The organism is Finegoldia dalianensis, from assembly GCF_046255015.1.
Taxonomy (GTDB): domain Bacteria; phylum Bacillota; class Clostridia; order Tissierellales; family Peptoniphilaceae; genus Finegoldia; species Finegoldia magna.
The window spans coordinates 1-17939 of the sequence record NZ_JBDLBQ010000011.1; the positions used below are offsets into that span (position 1 = coordinate 1).

16 protein-coding genes and 1 pseudogene are annotated in these 17939 nt (G+C 33.0%); 12 read left to right on the forward strand and 5 right to left on the reverse strand.

Annotated elements, in window-relative coordinates; translation table 11 throughout:
- Both ABDJ34_RS09755 and ABDJ34_RS09760 read left to right on the forward strand, forming a co-directional pair.
- On the forward strand, positions 1-749 hold a 749-nt coding region (locus ABDJ34_RS09755; protein WP_412702215.1), incomplete at its 5' end, for an ABC transporter ATP-binding protein.
- 9 nt (positions 750-758) lie between these two features.
- A pseudogene (locus ABDJ34_RS09760) lies at positions 759-924 on the forward strand (sigma-70 family RNA polymerase sigma factor); the annotation flags it as partial.
- An 86-nt stretch (positions 925-1010) separates the two neighbouring features.
- Here ABDJ34_RS09760 and ABDJ34_RS09765 read toward each other — a convergent pair.
- From ABDJ34_RS09765 to ABDJ34_RS09780, 4 genes are read right to left on the reverse strand one after another with little or no spacing between them, the layout of a single operon-like run.
- Positions 1011-2093 carry a virulence RhuM family protein gene (locus ABDJ34_RS09765; RefSeq protein WP_353966332.1) on the reverse strand — a complete coding sequence of 361 codons (1083 nt, stop codon included), beginning with the start codon at positions 2091-2093 and terminating at the stop codon, positions 1011-1013.
- Positions 2086-2568 (reverse strand): ligand-gated ion channel, encoded by a 483-nt coding sequence (locus tag ABDJ34_RS09770; protein WP_412702216.1) that lies wholly within the window; start codon positions 2566-2568, stop codon positions 2086-2088. The genes ABDJ34_RS09765 and ABDJ34_RS09770 overlap by 8 nt, the downstream gene beginning before the upstream one ends.
- 8 nt (positions 2569-2576) lie before the next feature.
- Entirely contained in the window at positions 2577-3125 is a 549-nt protein-coding gene (locus ABDJ34_RS09775) for an ImmA/IrrE family metallo-endopeptidase (protein ID WP_065974253.1), read from the reverse strand.
- Positions 3126-3133: 8 nt separating this feature from the next.
- Positions 3134-3535 carry a helix-turn-helix domain-containing protein gene (locus ABDJ34_RS09780; protein ID WP_000852883.1) on the reverse strand — a complete coding sequence of 134 codons (402 nt, stop codon included), beginning with the start codon at positions 3533-3535 and terminating at the stop codon, positions 3134-3136.
- A gap of 188 nt (positions 3536-3723) precedes the next feature.
- Between ABDJ34_RS09780 and ABDJ34_RS09785 the strand changes: the two genes are divergently transcribed.
- The 10 genes from ABDJ34_RS09785 (at position 3724) to ABDJ34_RS09830 (ending at position 16532) form a co-directional block, all read left to right on the forward strand.
- The gene (locus ABDJ34_RS09785; RefSeq protein ID WP_412702243.1) at positions 3724-4245 is read left to right on the forward strand and encodes a hypothetical protein; all 522 of its coding nucleotides are present in this window, start codon (positions 3724-3726) and stop codon (positions 4243-4245) included.
- Positions 4246-4514: 269 nt separating this feature from the next.
- The gene (locus ABDJ34_RS09790; protein ID WP_412702217.1) at positions 4515-4925 is read left to right on the forward strand and encodes an RNA polymerase sigma factor; all 411 of its coding nucleotides are present in this window, start codon (positions 4515-4517) and stop codon (positions 4923-4925) included.
- Between the two features lie 473 nt (positions 4926-5398).
- Positions 5399-5620 (forward strand): hypothetical protein, encoded by a 222-nt coding sequence (locus tag ABDJ34_RS09795; RefSeq protein WP_457922058.1) that lies wholly within the window; start codon positions 5399-5401, stop codon positions 5618-5620.
- Between the two features lie 100 nt (positions 5621-5720).
- The gene (locus tag ABDJ34_RS09800; RefSeq protein ID WP_412702218.1) at positions 5721-7391 is read left to right on the forward strand and encodes a recombinase family protein; all 1671 of its coding nucleotides are present in this window, start codon (positions 5721-5723) and stop codon (positions 7389-7391) included.
- A complete protein-coding gene (locus ABDJ34_RS09805; RefSeq protein ID WP_412702219.1) occupies positions 7391-9061 on the forward strand; it encodes a recombinase family protein in 1671 nt (556 codons plus the stop codon). Before ABDJ34_RS09800 ends, ABDJ34_RS09805 begins: the two co-directional genes overlap by 1 nt.
- The gene (locus tag ABDJ34_RS09810) at positions 9054-10547 is read left to right on the forward strand and encodes a recombinase family protein (RefSeq protein WP_412702220.1); all 1494 of its coding nucleotides are present in this window, start codon (positions 9054-9056) and stop codon (positions 10545-10547) included. Before ABDJ34_RS09805 ends, ABDJ34_RS09810 begins: the two co-directional genes overlap by 8 nt.
- Before the next feature lie 88 nt (positions 10548-10635).
- A complete protein-coding gene (locus tag ABDJ34_RS09815; protein ID WP_412702221.1) occupies positions 10636-11523 on the forward strand; it encodes an N-6 DNA methylase in 888 nt (295 codons plus the stop codon).
- Positions 11513-12763 carry a restriction endonuclease subunit S gene (locus tag ABDJ34_RS09820; RefSeq protein ID WP_412702222.1) on the forward strand — a complete coding sequence of 417 codons (1251 nt, stop codon included), beginning with the start codon at positions 11513-11515 and terminating at the stop codon, positions 12761-12763. The genes ABDJ34_RS09815 and ABDJ34_RS09820 overlap by 11 nt, the downstream gene beginning before the upstream one ends.
- Positions 12756-15860, forward strand: coding sequence for a type I restriction endonuclease subunit R (locus ABDJ34_RS09825; RefSeq protein WP_412702223.1), 3105 nt, complete (start codon positions 12756-12758; stop codon positions 15858-15860). The genes ABDJ34_RS09820 and ABDJ34_RS09825 overlap by 8 nt, the downstream gene beginning before the upstream one ends.
- 24 nt (positions 15861-15884) lie before the next feature.
- The gene (locus ABDJ34_RS09830; protein WP_412702224.1) at positions 15885-16532 is read left to right on the forward strand and encodes an SIMPL domain-containing protein; all 648 of its coding nucleotides are present in this window, start codon (positions 15885-15887) and stop codon (positions 16530-16532) included.
- A 40-nt stretch (positions 16533-16572) separates the two neighbouring features.
- Here ABDJ34_RS09830 and ABDJ34_RS09835 read toward each other — a convergent pair whose 3' ends face one another.
- Positions 16573-17934, reverse strand: a complete 1362-nt coding sequence (locus ABDJ34_RS09835) for a YjiH family protein (RefSeq protein ID WP_412702225.1) — start codon at positions 17932-17934, stop codon at positions 16573-16575.
- Between the last annotated feature and the right edge of the window lie 5 nt (positions 17935-17939).

The window sequence follows — 17939 nt, forward strand, 5'->3', positions numbered from 1 at the left end:
AAAATCATGATATAGTCTTTAAAAATGTCAGCTTCTCCTATGATGATAGACCAATTTTAAAAAATGTATCAGCAGAGATAAAAGAAAATACCATGACTGCCATAGTTGGTCCATCTGGATCTGGTAAGACTACATTTTGTAATCTCATAGCAAGATTTTGGGATGTAAATTCTGGCGAGATTTTAATTGGTGGAAAAAATATAAAGGACTATAAGATAGAAAACTTAATGAATTCTATTTCCATGGTATTTCAAGATGTATATCTCTTTGAAGATACGATTGAGAACAATATAAAATTTGGAAAACAAAATGCAAGCCATGAAGAAGTTGTAGAAGCTGCAAAAAAAGCAAGATGTCATGAATTTATAGAAGCTTTACCAGAAGGCTATGACACTATCATCGGAGAAGGTGGAGCAAGTCTATCTGGTGGAGAAAAACAAAGAATTTCCATTGCAAGAGCTATGCTAAAAGATGCAGACATAATTATCTTTGATGAGGCAACTGCAAATATAGATCCAGAAAATGAAGATAAACTTAAAGAAGCAATAGAATCATTAACAAAAAATAAGACGGTAATTATGATTGCCCACAGACTAAAGACAATTAGAAATGCTGACCAGATTTTAGTCTTAAAAGATGGAGAAATAGTAGAACGTGGAAATCATGAAGAACTGATTAAAAATAATGGACTTTATTCTGACCTTATAAATGCAAAAGCTAAGGCAGAATCATGGAAGTTAAATAATTAATAGAAAGAAATATTTAAAGTCTTTGAACAGGAAAAACATTTAGAGCAGGTGGACAAGAAAAATCACTTGCTCTTTTTTTTCGTCACTAAATCAAGATGGGAATTTTAAAGATAATCTAGAAGATGAAAATGTTGATGTAGAAAAAGTTGTCGCAACACAAATGATGATTGAAGCATAAAAAATGTATCAACCCTTACCCTTTTATCAGGATTTAGGTTGATACACAAAATTATTTACAGACCCCGTTAATCGTATATTAAGTTATTCTTCTAATTTTTTAGTATCATCTTCTAATTCCAAGAATTTATCAAAATCACTTTTGTAGAGTCTATCTTGTATAATTCTATATTTTTCAAACTCACTTTCTGCGTGCTTTTTTGCAAGAGCTGCAGATACTTTTCCTGAATCGTTTAGAATTTCTTTATCCCATAATTGCAAAAATCCATTTAATCTTTTTTCCCAATCTTCCATAGTCATAGGGATATGTCTTTCTGCTTGCAGTTCTGCCATGTCCAAATATGATGAAACAATTCTTTGCATTTGATTTAATTCTTCTTCGTTTAGATAATTTTTTGCAACGACTACATCATATTTATGAATTTTTGAATCTGGTGATCCTTCCCAAGTAGTAAGTCCCATATTTTTAGTTTTGTGATTGGCTCTATCTACAATTAATTCAGCTGCAGTTTTTCCATGAATTGCATAGTGCAATTTATTTTGAATAGCGGCAAAAAATCTTTTTGTTGCTTTTGCAGATGGATCATAGTCTAAAGATGTGGCATAAATATCTGTGATTTTTTGATAGAATCTTCTCTCAGATAATCTAATCTCACGAATTTTTACAAGTAATTTTTCGAAATAATCCTTGGTAAGTTTTGTACCAGAATTCTTGAGCCTTTCATCATCCATTGCCCAACCTTTAATTGTAAAATCTTTTACAATTTGGTTTGCCCACTTTCTAAATTGGACTGCACGTTCGTTATTTACTTTAAAGCCTACTGCAATAATTGCTTGTAGGTTGTAGTGTTTTGTTTCCCTTGAAACATTTCTAGAACCTTCTTTTTGAACTATTAGGAAATTCCTAATAGTTGCTTCTTCTTGTAATTCACTATCGGCATAGATTTTTTTAAGATGTTCATTTATTGTGGCTACACTAACATCATAAAGAGCTGCCATCATCTTTTGAGTAAGCCAAATATTTTCATCTTCATATCTAATTTCGATAGCTTCCCCATCATCACCATTAGCTGCAATAAAAGTCAAGTATTCAGCAGCGGAAGATCTGATTTGAAGTTCTTTTTTATCATGATTTTCATCTTTATTTTTATCCATTTCTTTACTCATAATTTCCTCCAAATATAAATTTCATTCTACCTTTAAACACTGGAATACTAATTAAGAATACAATTACATAATGTATAAAGGAATTTATCATCATATTTTTTGTTATTGGTAATTGATGATAAGTTTGACCTATTATTTTAAAAGCGGTTAGTGTGCTTGTAATGAAATCAAGTGCCAACCATAGGGCGACTGATGATCCTATAAAAGCAATTATATAGTTTAAAATTTTGCTAACTTTTGGTAGCTTTTGATTTATTAAAACTAGCAATATTCCATAAATTATTACTACTGTAATTGAAAGGGGAATAGCTAATTTGTTATCTAGTTTATCTTTTATGGATATATAAAATCCTAAACCTACAACTATAAAATCAATCAAAAATGCTGAGATTTTTACAGAGTAGGTAGTGATGAGATAGTAGAAAACTATTCCAGAAAGGATTAATAAAAAATATCCTGCAATAAAAATTCCCATAGAGTCTCCTAATAATAATCATCATGTTCAGGGCGATAGTTTTTGAGAAAATCTCCCTGAGGTATATTAACATTAACTGGTTTATTAAACTTGCCCATTTTTGCTAACTCAGAAATTTTTAGATTTAGTAAATTTATATCTACACCTAACTTTCCAGCAATTTCATAATCACAAACTTGATCATTGATATTATCTAGGACATCTTCATCACTTATTAATAAATGAGCTGCAAAAATATTAGCTTCAGTTTCAAATTTATTTGTAGGGTTTAATACAGTTTGGTCATGAAAAGCTCCGCCACTCATACAATAATCTCTGTGAAGTTGATCGTGACCTAATTCGTGTGCTAATATTGTCTTTCTATTAAAATTTGTGTTGCTACTGATAAAAATAAATCTGTTCCTTTGAATATAATGGTACATTCCTAAAAGTATTTTTGTTTCAGGTAGATATACCAGATTAATATTCAAAGCTTCTATTAATTCGATAGGATCTCGTGTCTTATATTTTTTTATAAGTCGATTAACCTTATCATATATATAGCGATTCATGCTCATATAATCACCTAATCTTTTTTCTTACGACCATATTTCTTATTTTCTCTTTTAGCCTCCCAATAAGCACGAGTAATAGCTTCAAAAGCAGCATCTTTATCTTCATCAGATATTTCTCCACCTGCAAATAAAGAACTTAGACCTTCTGTTAATGCTCTAGCTTTTTCTAATTCTTTTTTGCCACCCATGTTATAAACTCTATTTAAAAACTCGTCACTTTCTTCTAAAAGATAATTGTAATCACAGTCCATAACTTCAGCAATTTTTTTGTAAACCTCGACATCTCTTGGGTATCTTTCTCCGTCTTCATAATGTACAAGAGTTCTTGTACTTATTCCTATCATCTTTGCAAAATCTGCTTGACTTAACTTTTCTTTTTCACGAAATTCCTTTAATCTATCCGCAAAAGCCATAACTTTAACCTCCTGTACTAATGTGCATTTATAACTTTTAATACGAACAATAGTGCTTGAATTATTTTTCAATTTGAGATATAATACAAACTGAACTTATATTCATATTATAGCACAAACATTCAAGTTTGTAAATAAGTTGTATTGGGGTGATTAGATTGAGAATAAGTAAAACTTTAAAGAATATAATGAACATGTATGCAGATAGTAACTTGAAATTTAAAGAGATTAGTTCAGCTGCAAAACTTATTTTAAGTTTATATAGACAAGTTACCTGGGCAGTAGATAGCAGGGCAAATTTTATGATGTTTGAGAGTAAAGAAAACTATGGATCAACTTCAGAATCTGCTTACTTGTATCTTTCTACATTTGCTCCAGAAAAAGTTGAAGAAAAGTTTAATAATAGAGTTTCCAATGTAATGGATAGTAAGCTTATGCTTTTAATAATTTATGATGCCTGTGTTAGGTTAAAAGTTTATCCAGAGTATGGAGAAATCTATCATAAGATTATTTATAACTACTACATTGCTGAAAAAAAGATTACTGATGAAGCTTGTATGAGAAGTGTGTCTTTAGAGAGAACTGTTTATTATCAAAGAAAGAAGGAAGCAATTGCATTGGTAGGTGTAATAATTTGGGGATATACTCTACCAACTGCTATTAGCCAACTTGAAGACGGTCGTAGCATTGAAGAAATAATGAACATCTAAGAAATTAATTTATGACGAACTTATTGCGTACTATTTCCGAATGAAAAAAGTACCATATACGAATTTTATGTGTACTTAAGTGCATATATAATATCCATGATGGGTGATTTGCACCTAAATTTAATATTGGCATTTATTGACTGAAAGAATTTATTTTCTTTCGGTCTTTTTTTATGCCCAGGAGTTTATATGCATAGAATTAGAAGCCCTCCTTGTGTGAATTTTATTTTCAAACAAAAGAAATTCATGTCAACAAGGAGGAAAAATTAATGGACAAAGAATATTATTTATTTGTAGAAGGGAAGAAAGTAGTTGTTAGCAAAGAGGTATATCTTGCTTATCATAGTGAATTGAATAAAGAGAAATATCAAACGAGAAGAGACAGGTTAAATAACTGTTTCTTTTTTTGTTCTTATGATCATGATGGTAATTTTGAAGAAAATTTAGAAGATCTGGAATTTGATGTTGAAAAAATTATCGAAACAAAGGAAATGATTGAAGAAGTAAGAAGAGCTATTTCTAAACTCAATCCTGTTGAAAGGGATTTGATAGAAAGTCTTTTTTATAAAGAAGAAACAATTAGAGAAGTAGCCGCTAAACTGAATATTTCTAATCCAGCCGTTATTAAAAGGCGTAATAAAGTTTTAGAAAAACTAAAAGAAATGCTAGAAGACTTTTAGATGATAGTTACCAAGAGGGTCTAATTTTCACTGTTACTCATGCAGTGGGAATTGGACCTTTTTATTTTACCAAATTTATTTTTGAAAATTGGTTAGCAAGAAAGACTTCTTTTCACTGTTAAGTATAAGAGGGTAATTTTAAACAATTTTGTTTCATCAAGATAAGTATTTTCTGATGGTCAAATTTTAAAAAGATTAATAGCTCTCGATAAATTTTGAACCTTAACAATTGAATAGACCAAGACAAGACGTTAATCATTTTTGGAGCGTGATAACCTATCCGCCAAGATCTTTCTGCTGAATAATTCGGCAAAATAAGTACTGCTAAGCTAAAAGCAAGGGAAGAAAGGGAGCGATAAGTAAGAGTTTGAATATAGGGAGGGATACCCTATTCGCTATGAAGAAAATGAGGATAATGATACTTCTAAGGTTGAAGCCGGCTCATCCTGAACAGAGGCGGAGGTGAGATTCCTATGTTGCTAATCCGAGGCACTTGTCAATGTCAAAAAACTTTTATTTTATATTGTGAGGTAAAACCTATGAATACAAAAGAAAAGAAAAAATATAAACCTAAAGAGCAAATATCAAAAGAAGATTATTCTAAAAAAATTACTTACACTCAAAGTGATAAAGAGTCCCTCGACTTACTAGATATTGTTGAGCTTTATTTATGTAGAGCTTGTATAAGACTATAAGCTGGGGTGCTGACTTAAAAACTTGGGTGCGGTAAAATATAAGTGGTAGAAGAACTCCTTAATGACTATTTGCCCAAATACAAATTAAGGAGGTTTTGTGATGGAAAAATTTGCTTGTATGTATCTTCGTTTATCGAGAGAGGATGGAGATAGCACAGAAAGTAATTCTATTTCAAATCAAAGACAGATTATCAAATCATATGCAAAGGACAATGATTTTAAAGTTGTTGCTGAATATGTAGATGATGGCTTTTCAGGATCTAATTTTGACAGACCAAAATTTAAGAAGATGATTCAAGATCTTGAAGAGAAGAAGTTCAAAACAATTATTGTGAAGGACTTATCCCGTTTCGGGAGAGATTATATCGAATCAGGAAAATATCTGCAAAAGATATTCCCAGAAAAAGGTATAAGATTTATATCCGTAAACGATAACTATGACAGTGAAAATGCAGATGTAAGCGATACACACCTAATTCTTCCTATAAGAAACTTTATTAATGATTCTTATTGTAGGGATATTTCAATGAAGGTTAAATCTTCAAAAGAAATTAAAAGAAAGAATGGTGAATTTATTGGTGCATTTGCTCCTTTTGGTTATAAGAAGGATATCAAAAACAAACATAAGTTAGTCGTTGATATAGAAGTTTCACATATAATTGAAAGAATCTTTAATATGAAGATAGATGGTTATTCGTCTAAAGCTATTGCAGATTTTTTAAATAGCATTGGTTGTGTAACACCATCTAAGCATAAAGAAAATTCTGGCGATAATCATACTACTGGTTTTATTGTTAAAGACTCTAAATGGGACGCAAAAATTGTCAATAGGATTATTACAAACAAGGTTTATATAGGAGTGCTTGAACAAGGAAAAACTAGAAAACTAAATTACAAGTCTAAGAGAGAAGTAGAAGTAAATGAAGAAGATTGGATTGTAATAAACGACTCTCATAAGCCTATTATTTCAAAAAGCATTTATGCTTTGGCTAATAAGATGATGCTTAGAGATGTAAAACAATCGGCAGATATACCACATATTTTATCAGGAATGCTTTATTGCAAAGATTGTGGATCTTCAATGGTTAGAAGAAAGGTTAAGTCCAAGAATGGATATAATATTTTTTATATTTGTTCTCACTATAATAACAAAGGAGATTGCACAAGACATAGTATAAAAGAAGACTATCTACTTGATATGACTCTTTTTGCACTTAAAGATTATTTAAAAAAATACAATGAATTACTAAGTCAAGTTAATAAGTTAGATGTATCAAAAGTTACATTTAATATTGACTTTGAAAGCTTAAACTCAGAAAAAAGAAAGTATGAAAGACTTAGACAATCTTTATATATGGACTTAGAAGACGAACTTATAACTTCTGAAGAGTTTGAAAGGTTCAGAAAAAATTATCTTATTAAGATCAGGGAGATAGAGAAACAAATTGCTACAAAGAAAAATATACTTGCCAACTTGCAAGAAAAGATGAAAAACAAGGACAGTTTGGTTTCCGAAATTGTTCCCACAGATTTAAGCAGTCTAAATAGACTAACAATTGTATCTTTTATAGATAGAATTGAAATCGGAGAAAATAATGAGATTAATTTTGTCTTTAATAATTTGGAAACAGTTAACTTACTGAAGACCCTTATAAAAGAAGAAAGTGAAAGCAAGTCAGAAGTAAAGAAGAATTTGATTTCAATAAATAAGGTATTTGGAAATACTCTTGAAAATAAGACTCCAATTCAATTAGCTGGAGGTGTTTTATAATGGCAAGAACTTCCAAAAGATATATTGAAAAGAAAAGCGAAAAGACAGAAAGGAAAGTTTTTAAGGCCGGAATTTATACAAGACTATCCAACGAAAGAACAGAAGAGTGGAGAGAAAAATCATACTCAATAGAAACTCAAATCCTGTCTTGTAAAGAATATGCATTAAAAGAAAGTATAGATGTTTTAGAAGTTTACACTGACTATGAATATAGTGGGACAAACTTTGAAAGACCATCATTTCAGAATATGATGCAAGATATTAGAGATAGAAGAATCAATTGTATTATTATCAGAGATTTATCGAGACTTGGAAGAGAATATCTCGAAATGGGAAGATTGATTGATAAAGTTTTTCCATTTTTAGGTGTTAGATTTATTTCAGTTAATGATAAATTAGACACAGTCAAAGAAACAGATTCAAAGAAATCTTTTGAGGTTACTCTTAAAAATATTATCAACGATATGTATGCTAAGGATATTTCAGTTAAGATAAAGACCTCAAAACACAATAGAGCAAGAAACGGATACTTTATTGGTTCTGTTCCACCTTATGGCTACAAGATTAAAAAAACTAAAGAAGGTCAAAAACTTGTAATTGATGAAAATGTTAGATTTATTGTGGAAGAGATGTTTGATTTAACTCTTCAAGGCAAAAGCCAATATGAAGTCGCAAAGCATTTTAATGAAAAAGGATATGCTCCTGGAATGATTTACTATAAAACTGGGAGAGTTTACAGAGAAAATGATGATCCTGAATGGAATAAAGGGACAATTTCTAAAATGCTTACAAACCCAGCTTATACGGGGACTTTAGTACAAGGAGTTAAGCAACAAAATCTTGCAAAAGGAATTAAACAACATTTTGTAGATGAAAGTCAGTATATAATTTGTGAGAATGCACATGAAGCAATCATTTCTAAGGAAGTTCACGAAAGAATCTTACGAGAAAGACAAGAAAGAAAGAAAAATTATGTTTTCAGTTCGCCAATGCACAATTTTGAAAATAGGGACTATGAGAACAGATTTAAAGGTCTTGTAATCAATAATAATACTGGCAAAGAACTTAATAGAAGAACTCGTATCTATGGTAAAAATAAAGATAGACTTTACTATTCATTTCAGAATGAGAGATTTAGTGGAAGTATAAAACCCGAAAAATCAGTATTCATTATGGAAAGAGATTTGGATCAGGCTATTAATGATAAGATTTCTGAGTTTATTATGAAGACAACTAGCAAGACAAAATTTGTTAATCGAATTAAAGCTAGATTTAATAACGCAATAGATACTTTTAAGAAAGACATTGAAAATCTTAAAAGAAAAAATCTAAATGAAGAAAATATCATTCAAAGAGCCTATGAGGAATACAGTTTAGGTAAGATTGATAGAGACGAGTATCTATTAAAAAGAGAGATTGCTCAAAGTCATATGGCTACATTTGATAACGAGATTTCAGCAATTGAAGTTAATATATCAAAACTTAAAAAAGAAAGATTACAATCAACAAAATGGATAAATGATTTATATGCTTCAAAGAATTTGGAAAAGCTACCTGGTGATTTAATCCATAGCTTAATTGAAAAAATAATAGTTTATGATAAACACGAATTTGAAATAGTCTTTAAATTCAATATAGATAATTTAGTAGGAGGAACAGACGATGAGTAAGGTTGCTCTTTATATTAGATTATCCGTTGAAGATATGATAAAGACTGATGAGAGTGAAAGTATCATAAATCAAAGAGCTTATCTAAATGATTATCTCGATAAGAATGAAGAATTTAAAAACTTCACAAGAGAAGAATATGTTGATGATGGATATTCTGGAACAAATGAAAATAGACCAGCCTTTCAAAGAATGCTCGAAGATGTAAAGAAAAACAATATACAGACTATAATTGTAAAAGACTTGTCCAGATTTATGAGAGATTATATAACACTTGGAGATTATCTTGAAAATGTATTTCCATTCCTAGGAGTAAGATTTATCGCCATAAATGATGGCTATGATAGTGACAAAGAAAAAGGAAATGGAACAGATTTAGATATTCAATTCAAGGGACTATTATATGACTTCTACACAAAAGATATTTCCGAAAAGGTAAAGTCTTCTATGACCACACTTAAAAAACAAGGAAAGTTTTTAGCTTGGAGTCCACCATTGGGTTATATGAAAGATCCTAATGATAGACATAAAATCATAGTAGATGAAGAAACAGCTTGGATAGTAAAGAAGATTTTCAAACTTGCACTTGATGGTATATCTTCAAGAAATATAGCTAAGATATTAAATGAGGAAAAAATTCCAACACCATCAAAAAGAAAGAGTGAATTAACCAATCTTGACTTTGAATATTCAATAATTAGAACTGCGAAAAAACCTAGACCAACTTGGACTAATGGCAATGTAATAGATGTATTAGCAAATGAAAATTATACTGGAACTTACACTTTCAATATGCAAGATAAGTCAGTGTTAAATCCATCTTCTTTTAAATTCAAACCAAAAGAAGAATGGGGAAGAGTTGAGAATAATCATGAAGCTATTATATCTAAAGAAGACTTTGAAAAAGTTCAGAAGATTAAAGAGAAGAATCTATTTATGAAAGGTAAAAATACCGATTATGAATGGAGAAAAAAATCTCCACTACAAGGTTTTGCAAAATGTCCAACTTGCAATCACATTCTAGGATGTACTCAATCAAAAAGAAAAAGACAAGATGGAACTATAAGAGTCCACACATATTTTACTTGTAGGATATGCAAGTGTAATAATGTAAAACATAAGAACTCAAGAGCAGGAAGCATTGAAGAGCAAGTATTTGAAGCAATAAAAGAAAAATATGGTCTAGAAGATCCAATCAAGGATGAAAAAGTAAAAGTTAAACCTATGGAAAAATCTATCGAAGATCTTGAAGCTAAAAAAATGCAAAGTTTTGAGAAGTATAAATTAGGCAAGATGAATAGACAAAAATTCATTGATCTTAAAAATTCGATAGATGAAGAGATACAAGCAATAAAAGAAAAAATACAAAAAGCAAAAGAAGAAAAAGAAGTAATAGACAACACTAAACTTACCAGGGAATTGATGGAAAAATATATAGATTCAGTATTCTGTGAAGGAAATGAAGTGTTGAACATAATATGGAAGTAGCAAAGGGAGTGAGCAATCACTCTCTTTTACATTACATAACAATAACTCCTTTTTTGTCATAAGCTTGACATGAGAGGGCGCAGGGGGAATGTTCGTACAATCTGCCAAATTCGTAGAAAATCACCAAGGAAGAATCAACGAAATATCAATTTACGGACAAGAATACAACACCAACACGTGGAAGCTTGCACAAATGAACCTCGCAATTCACGGATTGGAAGGGGATTTGGGACACGGTGCTGCAGATACATTCTTCAAAGACCAACACTCATCATTAAAAGCAGATTTCATATTGGCAAATCCACCATTCAACCTAAAGCAATGGGGCGGCGACAAACTATCAGAAGATTCCAGATGGAAATATGGAACACCACCACAAGGGAATGCAAACTACGCATGGATGCAACATATGATATACCATTTGGATGATAACACTGGCAAAATGGGACTCGTACTTGCCAACGGATCATTGTCTGCATCCGGAAAAGAAGGAGAAATCCGAGAAAATATAATAAAAGATGACCTAGTGGAATGCATCATAGCAATGCCCGACAGATTATTTTATTCCACAGGAATATCAGTGTCGTTGTGGATATTAAACAAAAACAAACAGCAAAAAAACAAAACACTATTCTTGGATTGCCGTAACTTAGGTCACATGATAGACAGAGCGCACCGTGATTTGTCAGAAGAAGACATCATGAAAATCACCACAACATACAAAAATTTCGTCAATGGAAAAGACGTCGAAGAATTGGGATACGCCCACGCAGCAGACATGGATGAAATAGAAACAAACCTATACGTACTCACACCTGGAAGATACGTTGGACTCGAAGAAATGGATGATGACGGAGAAGCATTCGAAGACAAAATGCAACGATTAACAGAAGAGTTAAAAGATTTGTTTGATGAATCCAACAATTTGGAGAAAAAGATCAAAGAACAACTTGGAGCTATTGGCTATGGAATTTAAAAAAGTTACTTTAGGAGAGATTGCAAAATTTAATCAAAAATCATACAAAAGTAATTATAACTGGAAAACTGTGAAATATTTAGATACTGGAAATTTAAATAAAAATAAAGTTGAAAATCTAACTACTTTTAATTTAAGAAAAGAAAAATTACCATCTAGAGCAAAAAGAATTCCACAAATAAATAGTATATTATATTCTACCGTTAGACCAAACCAAGAACATTATGGGATTTTAGAGAATAAATTTGATAACTTATTAGTGTCAACAGGATTTACGGTGATTGATATTTATAAAGAAAACATAAATCCAAAATATATTTATTATTTTCTAACAAAGAAAGATATTACAGCATATTTACAAAAAATTGCTGAAGACTCAGTTTCGACATATCCAGCAATTAAGCCTTCAGACATTAAAAATCTAGAAATTTTGTTACCAAACAGAAATAATCAAGATAAAATTGAACAAATTTTATCGAATCTTGACTCAAAAATCGAAATAAACAATAAAATTATTTCCAACTTAGAGAGCCAAGCGCAAGCGATATTCAAATCGTGGTTTGTGGATTTTGAACCATTTCAAGATGGAAATTTTGTTGAGAGTGAGTTGGGCATGATTCCAAAAGGCTGGGAAGTTAAAGAGTTGGGGGAAGTGGCAGATTGTAAATTAGGAGGAACTCCAAGCAGAAAAAAAAGAGAATTTTGGAATGGCGATATACCATGGATAAATTCTGGAGAAGTTAACAAAGATAGAATAATTGAACCATCAGAATATATAACAGAAGATGGATTAAAAAATTCAGCAACAAAGTTATTGAAGAGAAAAACAACATTAGTGGCTATCACAGGTGCTACACTAGGACAAGTCAGTTTGTTAGAAATAGATTGCTGTACTAATCAATCTATTATAGGTATTGAACCAAATGAAAAAATCCCTTATGAGTATATATATTTGTTTATAAAGAACAATATAAACAAAATAATTTCAAATCAAACGGGAGCAGCACAACAACATATTAATTTAAATGATATAAGAACATCCAAAATAATTATTCCTCAGAGCAGAATAATGACGGAATACGTAAAAATTGTGTCTCTACTAATGTCAAAAGTTGAAAAAAATTATTTCGAAAACACCAAGCTTGCGGAATTACGTGATGCTTTGCTACCGAAGTTGATGGCAGGCGAGATTGATGTTAGTAATATTAAAATCGAGGGAGAGGAGGTCAAAAATGAGTGATGTTTATTTGGAAGATGGTTTTGAGAAGATTTTCATCAAGGCTATCGAGGATTTGGGATATGAATACGTGGCTCACCAAGATATTGTAAGGGACAGTATGAAAAGTCCGATTGCATCTGAAATGTTGAGGGAGTCTCTTAGAAGAATTAACTTTGAGCTGGAAGATGCTGCAATTGATGAGGCTATTCATGTGATTAAGAATATCGACGCGGGCCTTCTTGTGGATCGAAACGAGATTTTCTTCGAATATTTGCAAAACGGTATCGAAATTGTTCACCTTGAAAATAACATGCCAGTGACAGACAGGGTGCATTTGATTGATTACGATCATTTTATGAATAATACTTTTGTGGTGACTAATCAGCTTACGATTGTTGGCAAGGATACGAAAAGGCCGGATGTGTTGGTGTATGTGAATGGTCTTCCGTTGATTGTTGTAGAACTTAAATCGATGACTTCGTTAAATTCTGATGTATCGAGCGCTTACAGGCAGATCAAAAACTATCAGCACGATATCGAAGAGCTTTTCGTGTACAATGTTTTCAATATTATTTCTGATTTTACGACTACGAAGGTGGGAACTATTACTGCGGGAGAATCGTGGTACAAGGAATGGAAATCGACGGATGGTTCGTATGAGTCGACGAAGTATGCAGATTACAAGACGCTTGTGGAAGGCGTGTTGGAGCAACATAGGTTGTTGGATATTATAAGAAATTTCATTTTTTTCGAGCATCAAAATGATTCTACAAATAAAATCCTTGCGCAATATCACCAATATTTTGCTGTGGAAAAGGCCGCGCATTCTACTACACAAGCGATGGCTATCGGCGATGGCAGGGGTGGTGTTTTTTGGCACACGCAAGGTTCAGGTAAATCAAAGTCGATGGTTTTCTATGTGCATTATTTGATGAATATGGATCAGTGGTGTTCTAATCCGACTTTTGTGGTGTTGACGGACAGGAATGATTTGGATACACAACTTTTTGAACAGTTTGCAAGAGCGACGAGGTTTTTGAGGCAAACTCCTGTTCAAGCAACTTCGAGGAAGAATTTGCACGATTTGCTTAATGACAGAAAGTCGAACGGGATTTTCTTCTCAACGATGCAAAAATTCGCAGAGTCTGATGAGTCGTTGACTGATCGTGACGATGTTATTGTGATTGCAGATGAGGCTCACAGGTCACAGTACGGTCTTCGTGAAAAAATATCGAAGGACGGGAAGGTTCAGTCGGGGATGGCAAGGCTTGTGAGAAAATCTCTTCCGAATGCTACTTATATTGGTTTTACTGGAACTCCTATTAGCAAGAATGACAAGGATACGCAGGAAATTTTTGGTGAATATATTGATATTTACGATATGAGCCAAGCTGTTGAGGATGGTGCAACTAAACCTGTGTATTATGAAAACAGGGTGATTAATCTAGGTTTGAATTCTGATATTTTGAAGAGGATTGATGACAAATACGACGAGCTTGCAGAAAATGCGAATGAGTATGATATCGAACGAAGTAAGCGTGATTTGAGTAGGTTGGAGCAGGTTATCGGCTCTGATGAATGTATCGATACTCTTGTTCACGATATTATTCATCACTACGAAACTACTAGAAAAGATCTTCTGACAGGAAAGGCTATGATTGTCGCTTACAACAGAGAAATTGCGGTGAAGATTTACAAGAAAATTATGGAGGTTCGTCCTAATTGGAATGAGAAGGTTAATGTGGTGGCAACTTCAAACAACAACGATCCAGAGGATTGGAAAAAGATTATCGGCAACAAATCCGATATGGAAGAGTTGGCGAGCAAATTCAAAAACGACGATGATCCGTTCAAGATTGCGATTGTCGTGGATATGTGGTTGACGGGATTTGATGTTCCTAGTTTGGCGACGTTGTATGTGTTTAAGCCAATGCAAGGTCACAATTTGATGCAGGCTATCGCGAGAGTTAACCGTGTGTTCAAGGACAAGGAGGGCGGTCTGGTTGTAGATTATATCGGGATTGCAAATGCGTTGAAGAAGGCTATGATTGATTACACAAAATCAGACCAACAAATTATCGACAATGCCGATATCAGAAAATCTGCTTATCCTTTGTTTGTAGCTAAATTAGAAAAAATTAGGGAAGTTTATCTCAAAAGGTTTGATTATGAGGAAATCTTCGATGAAAATGTCAATGACGAAAAAATTGCAGAACTTATAATGAATGGCTTGAATTACGTTTTGGGATTTTCAGAAGATAACCAAAATAAATTCAAGAAGCTATCCTACGAATTAAAACAATCACACACTTTGTGTTCTTCAATTACTTCAGAACACGAACAAAGAGAGGCTGCGTTTATCGAAGCTATACGAACGAGTTTGAATAGAATTACAACTGGTGGTAGGATTCCAAAAAATATAATCGACATGGAGATTTCAAAACTTCTGGAAAAATCTATTCACAGCGACGGCGTTATCAATTTGTTCCAAGATTTTGAGAATGGCTTTAGTTTGTTTGATCCTTTGTTTATGGAAAAAATCAAAAAGATGGAACAAAGAAACATCAGTATTGAACTTTTGAATAAACTATTAAAGGATGAGATTGCTATTTTCTCAAGGGGAGATATTGTCAAGGGACATGATTTCTCCGAAAGACTTCAAAATATTATGAAAAGATATCGAAACAATATGGTGGATAATGCGAAGAGTTTGGATCATTTTGTGGGAGTTGTTGAAGATGAGAAGTCAAAGTACGATATGGATTATATTCGTGAAGAGTTGATAAAGTTAGCGCAAGATATGGTGAAGATGGACGAGGAGAACAAGAAGCTTGGCCTTAGCAAGGAAGAGTTAGCGTTTTATCATGCGATTAGTAAGCCTGAAAATATTACGGACTTTTACACTAACGAGGAGCTTGTGAAGTTTACGCAGGATTTGACAAGGACTATTGCAAACGAGATGACTTCCGATTGGATGATGAGAGAATCGGGCAGGGCAAATATGAGAAGGACGATTAAAAGGCTTCTTGCAAAATACAAATATCCTCAAGATTATCGCTCGAAAATCATCGATCTTATCGTGGAACAAGCAGAGTACATCGACGAAGTTGTAGGATAAATTTGTCAGCAAAAGGAGATTATTATGGAAAGAACTATTCGCGTAAAAGGAAAGGGCAAGATTTCGGTGAAGCCTGACACTATCAAGATTACGATAAAAGCTGAGGGTTTGCGCTGGAATTACGACGAAACTATTGAGCAATCGACAAAGGACACGAGGATTTTACGAGACGCTTTGAAAAATGCGGGGCTCGATCCGAAGAATTTGAAGACGACATATTTTTCGATTGATTCTAAATACGAGAGCTATCGTGACAAAAACGACGACTATAAGGAAAAGTTCGTAGGTTACGAATACGAACATCGCACATATATTAAGTTTGAAAATGACAATAAGATACTGGGGAAGGTTTTGTACGAATTGGCGCATTGCGATGTAAAAGTGAAGTTTGATATTAATTACACCGTGAAGGACAAGGAAAAGGTCAAGAATGATTTGCTAGAAAAAGCTGTAGAAGATTCTACAACGAAGGCAAAGGTGTTGGCTAAGGCTTCTGGTGTGAAGTTAAAGGCAATACTAAACATAGATTATTCGTGGGGAGAAATTGATATATATTCTTCGCCGATGGATGATTTGATGGTTCGTGAAGCGGCATCGACATATGACATAGACATCGAGGCTGACGACATTGATGTGCAAGACACTGTTACAATTACATGGGCAATAGAATAAATCAAAAAAACCAGAGAATTGTAAGTTCTCTGGTTTTCGTTTACATAAACAACAAATGAGCGATTGGTGCTACTATCAAAAGCGAAATTATTGTTCGTTCGATAAATATGACGAATAATTCGAACAAGTTTACAGGAATTGACGATGCGAGGATTAGTCCACCGACTTCTGATAAGTAGATCAATTGCGTTACGGAAATTGTCGCTACGATGAACTTGGTCATTTGCGATTGAATTGTGCTTGCAGCGATGATGGATGGTGTGAACATGTCGCTGAATCCTACAATCATTGTCTTGGATGCTTCCAAACTTTCCGGAACTTTCAGAAAATTCAACAGTGGCAAGAAAGGCTTGCCAAGGATTTCGAAAACTTGTGTGTTGTTTGCAAGTACAAGTGATGCCGTTCCGATTATCATAACAATAGGCATTACTGAAAACCACATTCCAAATGCGTTTTCGATTCCGTTTTTCAAAAATTCTCCGATACCTTTGTGAGACTCTGCACGTTTGATTGCCAAATCTAGTCCGTATTGTACCGATGAAGAATAATTCTCTGCAATATCTTTGTTATCATGATTAGAGTCTACTACGTAGTCGTCTTTTTTGAGTGACAATGGTGGAATTCTTGGAACTATAATTGCACAGACAATTCCAACTAAGCACACCAATAGGTAGTACACTCCGAAATAGTCGACCATGTCAACCTGGGATAAAACGATAAGGCTGAATGTGATGGAAACTGCAGAGAAATTCGTAGAAATAATTGCAGCTTCTTTTGCAGAATAATATCCAGATTCGTATTGGTTTGAAGTCAGCATGACACCCAATGTTCCATCTCCAATCCAACTTGTGATGCAATCTACTGCGGCACGTCCAGGAATCAAAAATACTGGGCGCATTATTTTTGTGAAAATCGCACCGATAAATTCCAAAAGTCCGAAATCTAATAAAAGTGGAAGAAGCATGCTTGCTATTACGAAAATAATTACAAGTGATGTCAACAAATCGTTGAGTATAAATGTCGCAGATTCATCGGCAACTATCATGTCGAAAAACGGCCCAAGGTTAAGCTTGTCCTTTAACACAACCATCCACACGACAACAAATCCTAGAATTCTAAGTACTAGCCACACAGGCGTTACAGAAAATGTTTGATCTAAAAGTTTGTTTTCTTTGATGAATTTTACATTGAAACTTGCCAAAACGCTCATCACGAACGATATCGTAATTATTATTGTGCAAAGTGCTGGCAGATAATCGCCGATGGTTTTGGCTATAAAATCAGCGAAAATTTTGACGATTATAGTCCATTCGCCATCGAATTTTACGGGAATCATGAAGATAATTATCCCGATAATCGATGGAATCAGAAAATTCATTAGTGATTTTTTGTTGGTTTTCATATTAT

Bases quoted from the DNA above. Each gene is read 5' to 3' on its own strand.
- ABDJ34_RS09785 (WP_412702243.1), top strand. From the start codon at position 3,724: ATGAACATGTATGCAGATAGTAACTTGAAATTTAAAGAGATTAGTTCA.
- ABDJ34_RS09795 (WP_457922058.1), top strand. From the start codon at position 5,399: ATGTTGCTAATCCGAGGCACTTGTCAATGTCAAAAAACTTTTATTTTA.
- ABDJ34_RS09780 (WP_000852883.1), bottom strand. From the start codon at position 3,535: ATGGCTTTTGCGGATAGATTAAAGGAATTTCGTGAAAAAGAAAAGTTA.
- ABDJ34_RS09775 (WP_065974253.1), bottom strand. From the start codon at position 3,125: ATGAGCATGAATCGCTATATATATGATAAGGTTAATCGACTTATAAAA.
- ABDJ34_RS09815 (WP_412702221.1), top strand. From the start codon at position 10,636: ATGTTCGTACAATCTGCCAAATTCGTAGAAAATCACCAAGGAAGAATC.
- ABDJ34_RS09820 (WP_412702222.1), top strand. From the start codon at position 11,513: ATGGAATTTAAAAAAGTTACTTTAGGAGAGATTGCAAAATTTAATCAA.
- ABDJ34_RS09810 (WP_412702220.1), top strand. From the start codon at position 9,054: ATGAGTAAGGTTGCTCTTTATATTAGATTATCCGTTGAAGATATGATA.
- ABDJ34_RS09765 (WP_353966332.1), bottom strand. From the start codon at position 2,093: ATGAGTAAAGAAATGGATAAAAATAAAGATGAAAATCATGATAAAAAA.
- ABDJ34_RS09800 (WP_412702218.1), top strand. From the start codon at position 5,721: ATGGAAAAATTTGCTTGTATGTATCTTCGTTTATCGAGAGAGGATGGA.
- ABDJ34_RS09770 (WP_412702216.1), bottom strand. From the start codon at position 2,568: ATGGGAATTTTTATTGCAGGATATTTTTTATTAATCCTTTCTGGAATA.
- ABDJ34_RS09835 (WP_412702225.1), bottom strand. From the start codon at position 17,934: ATGAAAACCAACAAAAAATCACTAATGAATTTTCTGATTCCATCGATT.
- ABDJ34_RS09830 (WP_412702224.1), top strand. From the start codon at position 15,885: ATGGAAAGAACTATTCGCGTAAAAGGAAAGGGCAAGATTTCGGTGAAG.
- ABDJ34_RS09825 (WP_412702223.1), top strand. From the start codon at position 12,756: ATGAGTGATGTTTATTTGGAAGATGGTTTTGAGAAGATTTTCATCAAG.
- ABDJ34_RS09790 (WP_412702217.1), top strand. From the start codon at position 4,515: ATGGACAAAGAATATTATTTATTTGTAGAAGGGAAGAAAGTAGTTGTT.
- ABDJ34_RS09805 (WP_412702219.1), top strand. From the start codon at position 7,391: ATGGCAAGAACTTCCAAAAGATATATTGAAAAGAAAAGCGAAAAGACA.